The organism is Pseudomonas sp. P42 (genome assembly GCF_017973755.1).
GTDB classification, from domain to species: domain Bacteria; phylum Pseudomonadota; class Gammaproteobacteria; order Pseudomonadales; family Pseudomonadaceae; genus Aquipseudomonas; species Aquipseudomonas iridis.
The window spans coordinates 363,865-377,237 of the sequence record NZ_JACOPU010000004.1 but is presented as its reverse complement, the minus strand read 5'-3'; the positions used below and the strand labels follow the sequence as shown (position 1 = coordinate 377,237).

General features: G+C 59.7%; 11 protein-coding genes and 1 pseudogene. 8 read left to right on the top strand and 4 right to left on the bottom strand.

What is annotated here, in order from left to right; all coding sequences use genetic code 11:
* Positions 1 to 63 precede the first annotated feature (63 nt).
* Complete coding sequence (locus tag H8B20_RS14910; RefSeq protein WP_115147390.1) at positions 64 to 876, top strand: class I SAM-dependent methyltransferase; 813 nt, start codon at positions 64 to 66, stop codon at positions 874 to 876.
* 139 nt (positions 877 to 1,015) lie between these two features.
* Here H8B20_RS14910 and pcsA read toward each other — a convergent pair whose 3' ends face one another.
* A complete protein-coding gene (gene pcsA / locus H8B20_RS14905) occupies positions 1,016 to 1,738 on the bottom strand; it encodes a phosphatidylcholine synthase (RefSeq protein WP_042559811.1) in 723 nt (240 codons plus the stop codon).
* Positions 1,739 to 1,997: 259 nt separating this feature from the next.
* On the opposite strand from pcsA, the gene H8B20_RS14900 reads away from it, so the two are divergent.
* The 4 genes from H8B20_RS14900 to ligD all read left to right on the top strand — a co-directional run bounded on the left by H8B20_RS14900 (position 1,998) and on the right by ligD (position 7,834).
* Positions 1,998 to 2,750 carry a tellurite resistance TerB family protein gene (locus H8B20_RS14900; protein WP_210623695.1) on the top strand — a complete coding sequence of 251 codons (753 nt, stop codon included), beginning with the start codon at positions 1,998 to 2,000 and terminating at the stop codon, positions 2,748 to 2,750.
* Between the two features lie 124 nt (positions 2,751 to 2,874).
* Positions 2,875 to 4,251 carry an iron-containing redox enzyme family protein gene (locus H8B20_RS14895; RefSeq protein WP_210623694.1) on the top strand — a complete coding sequence of 459 codons (1,377 nt, stop codon included), beginning with the start codon at positions 2,875 to 2,877 and terminating at the stop codon, positions 4,249 to 4,251.
* Positions 4,252 to 4,262: 11 nt separating this feature from the next.
* On the top strand, positions 4,263 to 5,216 hold the full coding sequence (locus H8B20_RS14890) for a methyltransferase (RefSeq protein ID WP_210623693.1): 954 nt from the start codon (positions 4,263 to 4,265) through the stop codon (positions 5,214 to 5,216).
* A gap of 17 nt (positions 5,217 to 5,233) precedes the next feature.
* Positions 5,234 to 7,834 carry a DNA ligase D gene (gene ligD, locus H8B20_RS14885; RefSeq protein WP_210623692.1) on the top strand — a complete coding sequence of 867 codons (2,601 nt, stop codon included), beginning with the start codon at positions 5,234 to 5,236 and terminating at the stop codon, positions 7,832 to 7,834.
* On the opposite strand, the gene H8B20_RS14880 is transcribed toward ligD, so the two are convergent.
* From H8B20_RS14880 to sodC, 3 genes are all read right to left on the bottom strand, one after another.
* Positions 7,835 to 8,236: a hypothetical protein gene (locus H8B20_RS14880; RefSeq protein ID WP_196304164.1), complete on the bottom strand. Its 402-nt coding sequence runs from the start codon at positions 8,234 to 8,236 to the stop codon at positions 7,835 to 7,837.
* Between the two features lie 80 nt (positions 8,237 to 8,316).
* Positions 8,317 to 8,631: a DUF2388 domain-containing protein gene (locus H8B20_RS14875; protein ID WP_042559656.1), complete on the bottom strand. Its 315-nt coding sequence runs from the start codon at positions 8,629 to 8,631 to the stop codon at positions 8,317 to 8,319.
* A 129-nt stretch (positions 8,632 to 8,760) separates the two neighbouring features.
* Positions 8,761 to 9,282: a superoxide dismutase family protein gene (sodC, locus tag H8B20_RS14870; protein WP_042559655.1), complete on the bottom strand. Its 522-nt coding sequence runs from the start codon at positions 9,280 to 9,282 to the stop codon at positions 8,761 to 8,763.
* Between the two features lie 244 nt (positions 9,283 to 9,526).
* On the opposite strand from sodC, the pseudogene H8B20_RS28300 reads away from it, so the two are divergent.
* The 3 genes and pseudogenes from H8B20_RS28300 to mqo all read left to right on the top strand — a co-directional run.
* Positions 9,527 to 10,282 (top strand): annotated as a pseudogene (locus H8B20_RS28300) (MCP four helix bundle domain-containing protein); the annotation flags it as partial.
* Positions 10,277 to 11,140: a methyl-accepting chemotaxis protein gene (locus H8B20_RS28295; protein WP_414704601.1), complete on the top strand. Its 864-nt coding sequence runs from the start codon at positions 10,277 to 10,279 to the stop codon at positions 11,138 to 11,140. The pseudogene H8B20_RS28300 and the gene H8B20_RS28295, both read left to right, overlap by 6 nt.
* A gap of 540 nt (positions 11,141 to 11,680) precedes the next feature.
* Positions 11,681 to 13,327: a malate dehydrogenase (quinone) gene (gene mqo / locus H8B20_RS14860; RefSeq protein WP_210623690.1), complete on the top strand. Its 1,647-nt coding sequence runs from the start codon at positions 11,681 to 11,683 to the stop codon at positions 13,325 to 13,327.
* Positions 13,328 to 13,373 lie beyond the last annotated feature (46 nt).

The following is a 13,373-nucleotide window of genomic DNA, read 5'->3' as shown; positions in this document are numbered from 1 at the left end:
GACGCCAAACAGGCTCGGCGCGATAGTGGACAAGCCGCCTAACAGCAAACGGAGCTCAAATTCATGAGTACCCCGATTGATCTCACTGCCTTGAAGGAACGCCAGAAAGTCGCCTGGGCCAGTGGCGACTACGCCGTGATCGGCACCACACTGCAAATTGTCGGCGAAAACCTCGCCGAAGCCTGCGATCTGCGCTGCGATGAAGAGGTGTTGGATGTGGCTGCCGGTAACGGCAATGCGACCCTGGCAGCGGCGCGGCGCGGTTGTCTGGTGACCTCGACCGATTACGTTGCGATGCTGCTGGAGCGCGGCCAGGATCGCGCCCGCGCCGAACATCTGGAAGTGACTTTTCAAGTCGCCGACGCGGAAGCCTTGCCGTTCGCCGATGGCAGTTTTGCGGCGGTGCTGTCGACGTTCGGGGTGATGTTTGCCCCCGATCAGGACAAGGCCGCTGCCGAATTGGCGCGGGTCTGCCGGCGTGGTGGGCGGATCGGTCTGGCCAACTGGACGCCGGAAGGATTTGTCGGGCAGATGTTCAAGACCCTCGGCCGGTATCTGCCACCGCCGGCCGGCGCGCAGCCGCCGTCGAACTGGGGTACGGAGGCGTGGCTGCACAAACATTTTGATGATCACGATTTTGTCGTGCAGGTCACGCGGCGCGAATTCAATTTCCGTTATCGTTCGGCAGCGCATTTCATCGACATCTTTCGGCACTGGTACGGCCCGGTGCACAAGGCTTTCGCGGCGCTGCCACCGGAAAGCGGTCAGGCGCTGGAAAGTGATCTGGCGGATTTGCTCAACCGGTCGAACCGCGCGGGGGAGGACTCGCTGGTGGTGCCGAGTGAGTATCTGGAGGTGGTGATCAACAAGCGCTAGTTCAGATCAGTGAACATCCTCCCTGTGGGAGCGAGCCTGCTCGCGAAAGCGGTGTGACAGTCAATTAATGAGTCGACTGAACCACTACTTTCGCGAGCAGGCTCGCTCCCACAAGGGACTGCAGTATATCTGGTGAGGTTTATTTCACCTGCGACCGATCAAACCATTCCAGCGCCGTACGCCAGATGCAGATCCCCAGAAAGTAAGCTGACATCAGCAACCACAAACCCATCACCAATGGGTTGATCACCGGATGGTTGAGCACCAGCGACAGACTGCACAGCAGCCAGATCGCCGTCACGGCAATGTTGATCGGCATGAACCGACGCACACGGAACGGATGCAGGAACTTCATCCGTGTCACGGTCAGCAGCGCCAGGCCGATGACGGTCAGAAAAGTGATCCATGGCCCAGGGCCGATGATGTAGAGGCACAGTGCGACCACGTTCCACGCAGCAGGGAAGCCGACGAAGTAGTTGTCCTTGCTCTTCATGTTGACGTTGCAGAAACAGAACAGTGACGACACCAGAATCAGCGACACCGTCAGCAACAGTGTGTAATCCGGCAGCGGAATGTAGCGGTAGATGAACAGTGCCGGGATGAACACGTAAGTCAGGTAATCGATCACCAGATCAAGGACCGAGCCGTCGAAACTCGGCAGCACCGACTGCACATTGACCTTGCGCGCCAGTGCGCCGTCAAGGCCATCGACGATCAGCGCCACACCCAGCCACATCAGGCAGTGGGTGGGTTGGTTTTCCAGCAGGGCGAGGGTGGCCAGAAATGCAGTGACCACGCCGGTCGCGGTAAAACCATGGGCGCCCCAGGCTTTGAGCCTGGCTATGTGGACGGTGGATATCACGGGGGCGTTCTCCAGAAATTAATGCCAGCCGGGTATTACCCTTGGACAGCAAGGGCGCCGGCAAACCGGTTCGGGTTGCAGCTATCGACCGGTCGGGCCGGGATAAGGTTCACCCACCCTGAATCTTAGCTGGCCATCGAAAAAACAGGCGAGCGAAATAGATTAGCAGTTTCGGCATCGGCCAAACGGTGCTGGCGCAACGCCCGCAGCGGTCTATCGTTGCCAGACGCAATAAATTTCAATGCTTGAGGATGACGTCATGAACACCAGCGATTTGCTTGAACAACTGCTGCGGGGCCAAGGCTCGGCGGGTCAGCAAAGGGGGGCGGCGGCCGGTGGCGGTTTGGGCGGCCTCGGTGGATTGCTGGGGGGCTTGCTCGGTGGCGCGGATTCTACAGGCACACGTGGTGGCGCTGCGGCTGGCGGCCTTGGCGGGTTGGGAGGCTTGCTCGGCGGGCTTCTCGGCGGCAGTGGCGGTGGGTTGGGCGGCGCACTGGGTGGGGGCACGCAAAGCCGCTCCGGCGGCACTAATTATGCGGCGCTTGCATCGTTGGGGATGATGGCCTATCAGGCGTATCAAGCCTGGCAACGCAACCAGGCCAGCACGGCGGCGCAGCAAACGCCGCAGACGGCCAATCTGCTCGCCGGCCCGGAAATCGAAGAGCACAGCCACGCGGTGTTGCGCGCCTTGATCGCAGCGGCCAAGGCGGACGGGCGCATCGACGAAACGGAAAAACATCTTATAAGCAGCGAAATCGGCAAACACACCGATGACCCGCAACTACAGCAATGGCTGGACGCTGAAGTCGCCAAACCACTCAATGCCGCCGAAGTCGCAAAAGCCGCAAACAACGACCCGGCTGTGGCCGCCGAAATGTACCTGGCCAGCATCATGCTGGTGGACGACCAGCAGGATGCCGAACGCACTTATCTGGACGAGTTGGCGGCGGCGCTGGGGATTGATCCTGAGTTGCAGGTGCATCTGGAGCAACAGGCCAATGGAACAGCCTGAAATCAGAGGATAAACACCGTCCGTCAGGGCTTTTTTGAGGTCGATTGAATTTTTGGCACGCGCAGCCCCTCTGCTGCTGTAGAGGCGCGAAACAGCGCCGTACCAATCGACCGAGAATATTGCCATGACTGTCCTGACACGTTTGCAATCTGTGCCGGCCCGCGCACAAGCGATCACTCCCGCCGGCAACCTGCGTGGCATTTACGAAGCGCTATTGCGCGAGGAGAACTCGCGAGGCCTCGCGCAAACGTTCTTGAACGAACAACTGCAACGCGCCGCGGCGTTGCCCGAGGAACTCCCGCACGATCCATCGACCTGGCACGACTGGGTCGCCGAGCACTGCGCCGATGTTGCCCGCCAATACGCCGATTACCTGCAACAACGCAAGGCAGGTGGGCCGCGGCAATTCTTTACCAGCAAGGCGCATGCGCTGTACTTTCTGCAAGCGGTTGCACCTACCAAACTGGTCGATGGTGCGTGGCTGTATGGGTTGTTGCAGCATTGGCGCGATCCACGCTTTAGCGGCTTGCTGTGCACCTATCTGGAAGAACTGGGGGAGGGTAATCCGGCGCAAAACCATGTGGTGATCTACCGCAAACTGCTGGCCGAGCACGACCTCGATCATGCCTGCCCCCTGGAAGACGGCCGCTATCTGCAAGGCGCGCTGCAACTCGCGCTCGGTGCCTGCGGCGATGATTTCCTGCCTGAGGTGATCGGCTACAACCTCGGCTATGAACAACTGCCGCTGCATTTGCTGATCAGCAGTTACGAACTCAGCGAGTTGGGCATTGATCCGTACTACTTCACCCTCCACGTGACCATCGACAACGCCAGCACCGGCCATGCGCAAAAAGCCGTGCAGGCCGTTCTGGATCTGTTGCCACTTGAGGCTGATCGCGCCGACTTTATGCGTCGGGTTTCGCTGGGTTATCGGCTCAATGATCTTGGGCAGGGCAGCCGCGCAATCATCGAAGGGTTCGACCTTGAGCGCGAATTGCTGGCGATGCTGGAGCGCAAGTGCCCATTCGCTCAGCACATGCACTCGGACTATTGCCGCTTTGAAGGGAAAACCGTCAACCAGTGGCTGGCCGAGCCCGAGCATCTGCCCGGCTTCCTGCAAGCCTTGCAGAACAAAGGCTGGATCAAACGCCACGAAGACCCGCAGGCCAGCCGCTTCTGGCAGTTGATCGACGGCGATGGCGCGGCCATGTTCGGTGTGTTCAGCGCCTACGAAAAACAACTGGTGCGTGACTGGATTGCCGGCGACTGGAAACCCGCGAACAAACCCACCCCGTTACGTCGGCACGCCCCCGCCAACACACCGATCGAGGTGCCTGAACAGGACCCCGATGTGCAGCAGCTCAACGACACGCTGCAAGGGCAGGATGGTCACGCCCAAATGGCGACGCTCATCCCATGGCTCGCGCCGGCCCGGCATGCGCACCCGGCCGGTCTGCTCGCGACCCGCCGCTTCATCGAACTCAAATCCCGTTTGCCTTAAGGAAATCGTCAATGACTCAGGAAGATCAACTGTCCACCCATGACCTCGCGCTGCTGCAATTGGGCCGGCGCTTGCAAGCTGACGGCTACCGCTTCACCACCCCGACGCCGTTGACCCACCAGCGGGTCAACCAGCGCGATGAAGGTCAGTTCGCCGACTCTTTGCGCGATGTCTTTGGCTGGTCACGGCCCTTTGAACCGGGCTTGTTGTCCGCCGATGAACAGCAGCAACTGCTGGAAGCTCAAGTCATCGACACGTACGAAGGGCACCTGAAGAGTCGGGTGCGCTGGTCGAGCCTGGACGATATGTTGTTTGTGCATTCGGCGTTTCCCACGGATGCCGCCGACTCGGTTTTTTTCGGCCCGGACACCTACCGCTTTGCGCAGTTGATTCACGCACATTTGCAGCAGAACTTCGCGCCGATCCACCGCGCAGTCGACATCGGCTGTGGCGCCGGCGTCGGCGCGATCCTGATCGCCCGTGCCCGCCGCGAAGCGCAAGTGCTGGCGCTGGATATCAACCCCGCCGCGCTGCGCCTGACCACAGTCAACGCGGCGCTGGCGGAAGTGGCCAACGTCGAAGCGTGTAACAGCGATATTCTGCAAGGCGTCGACGGCGATTTCGATTTGATCGTTGCCAACCCGCCGTACATGGCCGATCCGGCCGCACGTGCCTACCGGCATGGCGGCGGCACACTGGGCGCCGGGCTGTCGCTGCGCATCGTCGAGCAGGCACTCAACCGGCTGACACCGGGCGGTTCCCTGGTGCTGTACACCGGCGTGGCGATGGTCGATGGTCGCGACCCGTTTCTCGACACCGTATTGCCACGACTCGATGAATCGCGCTTTGGCTGGACGTACCGCGAGCTGGCCCCGGATGTGTTCGGTGAAGAACTGATGAACCCCGGTTATCAGCGAGTCGACCGGATTGCCGTGGTCGCCCTGACCGTGACCCGTATTGGCTGAAACAAGGCAGGTGCGCCATGAGCAGGAACCTCGATGACTACAACAGCATGCGCGATTTCTCGGCAACCTCTGAACCGGCGGCAGTAAAGCGTTCGGGCAAGAAAACGGCCGGCGATCACGCCTTGCAGTTTTGCATCCAGAAACACGACGCCTCGCACCTGCATTACGATTTTCGCCTCGAACTCGATGGCGCGCTGAAGAGTTGGGCGGTGCCGAAGGGGCCGTCGCTCGACCCCAAGGTCAAACGCCTGGCAGTGCATGTCGAAGACCATCCGCTGGATTATGCGACGTTCGAGGGCAGTATTCCTGAAGGGCATTACGGCGCCGGGGATGTGATTGTCTGGGATCGCGGCGTATGGATTCCGCTGGAAGATCCGCAAAAGGCCTACGCCAAGGGCAAGCTCAAATTTGAACTGCAAGGCGAGAAACTCGCCGGCGTCTGGAATCTGGTGCGCACGCACATGCCGGGCAAAAAGGAAAACTGGTTTCTGATCAAACATCAGGACAGCGCCGCCCGCCCGCAGGACGACTATGACGTGCTGGTGGCGGAGCCGGACAGCGTGCTCAGCGAGCGAACGTTGGTCGACAAACCGAAGCTTGCGGCCAAGCAGGTCAAACCGCTGGAGAAGCCTGCCCCCAAAACCCGCAAAAAGGCTTCGGGTACGTTGACCGGCGCACACAAAGCGAAGATCCCCGCGCAGCTCAAACCGGAGTTGGCGACCTTGGTCGACAGCGCCCCGGCAGGCGAGTGGAGTTACGAGATCAAGTTCGACGGCTACCGGATCATGGCGCGGATTGATCATGATCAGGTGCAATTGTTCACGCGCAACGGTCATGACTGGACGCACAAGTTATCGAAACAGGCCGAAGCCCTTGCCGCCTTGGGACTGGAATCGGCCTGGCTCGACGGTGAAATGGTGGTTGCCAACGAGCAGGGCGTGCCGGATTTTCAGGCGCTGCAAAATGCCTTCGATTCCGGCAGCAGCACCGACATCCTGTATTACCTGTTCGACTTGCCCTATCTCAACGGCGTCGACCTGCGGGAAGTCGCGGTGGAGGAGCGCCGTGCAGCACTGTCCACGGTTCTCGGCGCCCATGAGCAGCCCTTGTTGCGGTTCTCTGAAGCCTTTGATGAGACCCCGGATGCGCTGCTCAACAGCGCGTGTCAGATGCAAATGGAAGGCCTGATCGGCAAGCGCCTCGGCTCGCCCTACGTGTCGCGGCGCAGTGGCGACTGGATCAAGCTCAAGTGCAAACATCGCCAGGAATTCGTCATCGTCGGCTACACCGACCCAAAAGGTGCGCGCAGTGCGTTTGGCGCATTGTTGCTGGGGCTGCATGACCGCGACAGTGGTGAGTTGCGCTATGCCGGCAAGGTCGGCACCGGTTTCAATGAAACGACGCTGAAAAGCATCCTCGCCCAACTCAAACCGTTGCAGGTCAAGACCGCTGCAGTGGTCAATCCACCCAGCGGTTTCGAGGCCAAAGGCGTGCACTGGCTCAAGCCGAAGTTGCTGGCAGAAGTCGCGTTTGCGCAAATGACCAAGGATGGCTCGGTGCGCCACGCGGTGTTTCATGGTTTGCGCGATGACAAACCGGCGAAGGACATCACTGAGGAGCGAGCCAAGCCCGTGAAGAAGTCAGAGAGCAAAACCACCGCGAAGAAACCGGCGAAAAAAGCCGTTGCGAGTAAACCTGCACCGGCCGAAACCGCGCCTTCACAGCTCGGTCTGGCCAATGGCAAAGTACGCATCACCCACCCCGATCGAGTGATCGACGCCGTCAGTGGCACCACCAAAATGCAGTTGGCCGAGTATTACGCCAGCGTCGCCGAATGGATTCTGCCGCAACTCAAGGATCGCCCGGTTGCCTTGGTGCGCGCGCCGGATGGCATCGCCGGCGAACTGTTCTTCCAGAAAAACGTCGAGCACTTGGCGATACCCGGCATCACCACGCTGGACAAGGAGGTTACCGGTCAACCGGTGATGCTGATCAACAATGCCGAAGCGTTGATTGGCGCCGTGCAGATGAGCACTGTCGAACTGCACACCTGGAACGCCACCACGGTTGACCTGGAAAAGCCCGATCGCTTCGTTCTCGACCTTGACCCGGACCCGGCGCTGCCGTGGAAAAGCATGGTCGAAGCCACTGCGTTGACCCTCACGGTGCTGGATGAGCTGGGGCTCAAGGCGTTCCTCAAGACCAGCGGCGGCAAGGGCATTCACCTGGTGGTGCCGCTGACGCGCAAACTGGGGTGGGACGAGGTCAAGGATTTCAGCCACGCGATTGTCAGTCATATGGCCAAGCTGTTGCCGGATCGTTTTTCCGCGGTGTCCGGGCCGAAAAATCGGGTCGGGAAGATCTTCATTGATTACCTGCGAAATGGCCTCGGGGCCACGACCATATGCACTTATGCGGCGCGTACTCGCGAAGGCCTGCCGGTGTCGGTGCCGCTGTTTCGGGAGGAAGTGGCCGAGATCAAGGGCGGTAATCAGTGGAACATCCACAACGTCCATGAGCGGCTGACCGAGGTCGGCGACGAGCCTTGGGCGGACATGAAGAAAACCCGCCAGAGCATCACTGCCGAGATGCGCAAACGAGTGGGCATGAAGAAGTGATCAGGTACCGCGCAGCAAGTCGTGGGCGTTGAGCAGTTCGAAGGCGATCTGCGGGTTATTGCTGAGCCCCCGGCGAATGGCTGCCGGTATCGACTTGCGCGTCTTGCGGCACAGCCCCGGAATTTTCTCGATCTGAATGTCGATGCCCAGCATGGTGCGGACTTCGTGAAAGCCTGGCGATATGTCGACACGAATCCCCAACTGCTCATACATGCGATTTTGCAGATGCCGGAGATCGGCGAGGTCTTTGAGCGTTTCCAGTCGTGCGAGCAGGACTTTCTCTTGCTCGCGGGTCAACAGCAGGATGCGCAAATCCGCATCTGACATTTCCACCAACAGGTCGCGCCCGCAATCGCAGGCGCCAGGTGGGCAGGGTGAGCGCATTGGCGCAGGAGTCGTCATGGCCTCCATCATAGAGGCCGTCGGACAATTTTGCCTATGCGCCTTCAGCTGCCGTCCATCGGCGGCTTCGTCCGTGACAGCTACTGATTCAACCCTTCGTAATGCACCAGAATCGCGTTGGCCAGGTCTTCATCGCTGGCATTGATGCCGGGATTGTCCTGACGAACCTGTTGCAACACCGATTCAAGATAAACCCCACGAATGGCCCCGCCACTGGCGACAAATGCAGACAAGTCGTCACGAGCCGGAATCACCATTTTGTGATCCTTGAAGGTCGAATACAGCGACGCGGAGACACCTGCAGAGGTCGCGACATCTTTGGCATCAACTCTGGCCAGAGCAGTACCCACGGGCAGGCATAAGAGTAAAGAAGAAACGAGCACTAACTTGCGCATGACGGTATTCCTCCACAAGCGCGAAGCAAAAGGGAAGTACTACATAGGTGAGAGGGGCGCGAGGGGCGGGAGTTCCCTGAGGGGGCGCGGGTGACGCGGTCGCGAGTCACCCGGCCTGATGAAGGGTGGTCAGATGACGCCGCACGCCATGCGATCGCCGCCACCACCCAGAGGTTTGGGCATGTCGGCATGGTTATCGCCGCCGGCGTGAACCATCAGCGCGTGGCCTTTGATCTCGGAGATTTTCTTCAGGCGCGGCGCCAGCACCGGATAATTGGCGATACCGTCAGCGGTCACGTAAACCGCCGGCAGGTCGCCCAGATGACCGTCTGCATAGGGCCCGAGGTGTTTGCCGGTTTTCTGTGGATCGAAGTGGCCACCAGCAGCCAGTGCAGCACCTTTGACGCCGTCCTTCATGCCGGCCTCGCAGCTGCCGTTTTCATGCACATGAAAGCCATGAACGCCGGCCGGCAAGGATTTCAGATCCGGTGTGAACAGCAGGCCATAAGGCGTCTCGCTGATCGTCACCGCACCGATTGCCTGGGGTGCACCGTCAGCGCTAACCAGATTGATGGTGACTTTTTCAGTTGCCGCCTGAGCGGTACCGATGGCCAAGGTGCCGAGCAAACCCAACCAGATTGCGCGTTTCATAAGCGTTTCCTTTTGCTACACGATTTTCAGAACACCGAATCAACTACCTTTGCGCATTAACGGGCGATGAACGCTGGATTCGGCTACGTTGCAAAATGAGACTCGTCGCACATTCCGAAAGTTTTGTCGGGGTTGCGTCTGCACGCTGACAACTGCTGACACGTTCTGGCGTAGCAGAACGGCGCAAACAGGCTTAACTGAAGGACTAACGGGCTTTTTCAGCGTACCCAGAGAGGATTTCACCGTGTCGATCAAACTGCGTTTAGTGTTGCTGATTGTTACCAGTCTACTGACGGCATTGATCGTCAGCCTGGTCAGCTACGTCGGCAACCTGCGGATGGCTACGGCCGTCAGCGACAACGCGGTCAGCATGAGCGCGCTGCGCAACCACATGGAAGCCGACATGATGCACGACGCCCTGCGTGCCGATGTCTACTCGGCGATGCTGGTAGGCCTGGGTAAAAGCACCAGCACGGCGGCCGAAGTACGCGCGTCGATTGGTGAACACGCGGGGCATTTCCGCGAAGTGCTTGAGGAGAACATCAAGCTGCCGATCAACCCGGCATTGCGCAGGGCGCTGGAGCAGATCAAGCCCAGCCTCGACACGTATATCGACGCCGGTGAGCGCATTGTCGGGCTGGCGCTGGACAATCCAGAGGCGGCGCAACAGCAACTCGGCAGTTTCAATAACGTGTTTGGTCAGCTCGAAGAGCAAATGGCTGCGCTGAGTGAATTGATTGAAAGCAATACAGCGCAAACCAGCCAAGGCACTGAAGCGGCGATTCGCAATGCCAATATCGCACTCGGCGTTGTATTGGTTGCCAGTTTGCTATTGCTTCTGGCGCAGGGTCGCTCGGTGATCCTGAGCATCATGGGGCCGTTGAAGTCCGCCAGCCGTATCGCCGAAAGCATCGCTCACGGCAACCTCAGCGAGCCGATCGTCGAGCCTTCAGGCAAGGATGAGGCCAGCGTCTTGATTCGCACGTTGGCAACCATGCAGCGCGACCTGCGCAACATGATCGATGTGGTGCGGCGCAATGCCCAAGGCGTCAGCGGCATGAGCCAACAGCTGAGCCACGGCTGTCATCAGGTTGCCGACAGCAGCCAGCAGCAAAGCGCCGCTGCCGGGACCATGGCCGCGGCCGCCGGCCAGATGACCGCGAGTATCGAGGACATTACCCGCCACGCCGAACGCGCTTTGGGCATGGCCAATCAGGCGCAGTCCCTGGCGAAGAATGGTGGCCAGGTGATCCATCAGGTGGTGAGCGACATGGACGATATCGCTCGTTCGGCGCAACAGTCGGCGCAGGTTATTCGTACGCTGGATCAGGAGTCCGAAGGTATTTTCAACATCATCCAGGTGATCAAGGGCATTGCCGACCAGACCAACCTGCTGGCGCTCAATGCCGCCATCGAAGCGGCCCGGGCGGGCGAGCAGGGCAGGGGCTTTGCGGTGGTGGCTGATGAAGTGCGCAGTCTGGCCGCGCGAACCAGTGCATCGACCCAGGAAATCGCCGCCATGGTTGCACGCATCCAGCACAGCACGCGCGAGGCCGTCAGCAGCATGGAGGCGGGCGTGGCGCAGGTCGACAAGGGCATGGCGGTGACAGCTGACGTCGAGCGGGCGATTCGCGAAATCCTTGAGGCGACGTTGAGCACCACGCAACTGGTCAACGACATCACCCGCACGATCGGAGAGCAGAGCCTGGCCAGTAACGAAATCGCCCATCAGGTGGAAATGATTGCGGGGATGTCCGAGGGCAATAGCCGAGTGATTGGTCAAACGGCGAATACCACGGATGAGTTGTCGAGCCTCGCGGGGCAGTTGGCGCAGTCGGTGGATCGGTTTCGGTTGTGAGAGGGTTGACCGTGGATTTGTGGAGCCTTTGTCGGCCGTCATCGCGGTCAGGCTCACTCCCACAGTTCTGATCCGCGCCAGACACCCTGTCCGCATCCAGCACCAATCCCTGTGGGCGCTGGCTTGCCAGCGATAGCGGTGGACCAGTCGACATCGATGCTGATTGTGCCGGCAGGGTCATGTTCGGCGCCCGGCTGCCGATAAGTCCCTGAGCGGAAAAAGACTCTCAGGTCGGGAACAGACGCGCGGGTTTGCCATGACGTGATATTCTGCGCGCCAACTTGGTTTGACCTCATTCAGTTTGCTTGCCTTACGGGCGGGCTGACGGAATCCCTGTCGCTCAAGTAGCTGAGCCAATAATGATAAGAAGTCAGTTCAGAAGGGACATTAACTGAGGTCGATGCGGCATGTCGGCCTTGTGTGCCCACCCGTCAAAATTGAAGTGTGCCGCAATCCCAGACGCCAGCCTGAGCGTCATCAAAGCGGATCGCATGCAGATAACAGAGGCGGGCGGAAGGCGTTTTATCATAGGTGCAACAGATGTTTAAGAAAGTGAACACGGCCTTGCTAGGGCTGGCTTTGTCGATGGGGCTGACCTCCGTTCATGCGGCAGAGGCCAAGAAAGTCGACGTACTGCTGATCGGCGGCGGCATCATGAGCACCACCCTGGGTGTGTGGATCAATGAGCTGGAACCGACCTGGTCGATGGAAATGGTCGAGCGCCTTGATGGCGTCGCCCTTGAAAGCTCCAACGGCTGGAACAACGCCGGTACCGGTCACTCGGCCCTGGCCGAGCTGAACTACACCCCGGAAGACGACAAAGGCAACGTCACGATCCCGAAAGCCGTCGAGATCAACGAAGCGTTCCAGGTTTCCCGTCAGTTCTGGGCCTGGCAGGTTCAGCAAGGCGTTCTGAAGAACCCTCGCTCATTCATCAACACCACTCCGCACATGAGCTTTGTGTGGGGCGATGACAACATCAAGTTCCTGAAAAAGCGTTACGAAGCCCTGCAAGCGAGCCCGCTGTTCGCCGGCATGCAGTACTCCGAAGACCCGGCTGTGATCAAGAAGTGGGTCCCGCTGATGATGGAAGGGCGTGACCCGAACCAGAAAATCGCGGCCACCTGGAGCCCGCTGGGTACCGACATGAACTTCGGCGAAATCACCCGCCAGTTCGCCGGTTACCTGCAGACCAAGCCTAATTTCGACTTGAAACTGTCCAGCGAAGTGCAGGACATCACCAAGAACGAAGACGGCACCTGGCGCGTCAGCTACAAAAACCTGAAAGACGGCACCAAAACCGAAACCGACGCCAAGTTCGTGTTCATCGGCGCGGGCGGCGGTGCACTGCACCTGCTGCAGAAGTCGGGCATTCCAGAAGCCAAGGAATATGCTGGCTTCCCGGTTGGCGGCTCGTTCCTGGTGACCGACAACGCAACCATCGCCGAGCAGCACTTGGCCAAGGCCTACGGTAAAGCCTCGGTTGGCGCACCGCCGATGTCCGTTCCGCACTTGGACACCCGTGTCCTGGACGGCAAGCGCGTCATTCTGTTTGGCCCATTCGCGACCTTCAGCACCAAGTTCCTGAAGGAAGGCTCGTACCTGGACCTGCTGACCAGCACCACCACCCACAACATCTGGCCTATGACCAAGGTCGGCATCAAGGAATACCCGCTGGTCGAGTACCTTGCCGGTCAACTGATGCTGTCGGATGAAGACCGTCTGGACGCGCTGAAGGAATACTTCCCGAACGCCAAAGCCGAAGACTGGCGCCTGTGGCAGGCCGGCCAACGCGTGCAAATCATCAAGCGTGATGAAGCGGCTGGCGGCGTGCTGAAACTGGGCACCGAAATCGTTGCTTCGCAAGACGGCTCCATCGCCGGCCTGCTGGGCGCATCGCCAGGCGCGTCGACCGCTGCACCGATCATGCTGAGCGTGCTGCAGAAAGTCTTCAAAGACAAAGTCGCGACCCCAGAGTGGCAATCCAAGCTGCACCAGATCGTTCCAAGCTACGGCACTCAGCTGAACAGCGATCCAGCCAAAGTGGCTGCAGAGTGGGCTTACACCGCTAAAATCCTCGAGCTGCCGACGCCTCCAGTGATCGGTCAGGTTGCTGCTCCTGCAGCGCCTGCAGCTGAAAAAGCTGAAGCACCAAAGGAAAACGCTGCACGTGACATGGCTCTGTAACTAGACCCCTGACACACAAAGCCCACTGAACCGGCGACGGTCAGTG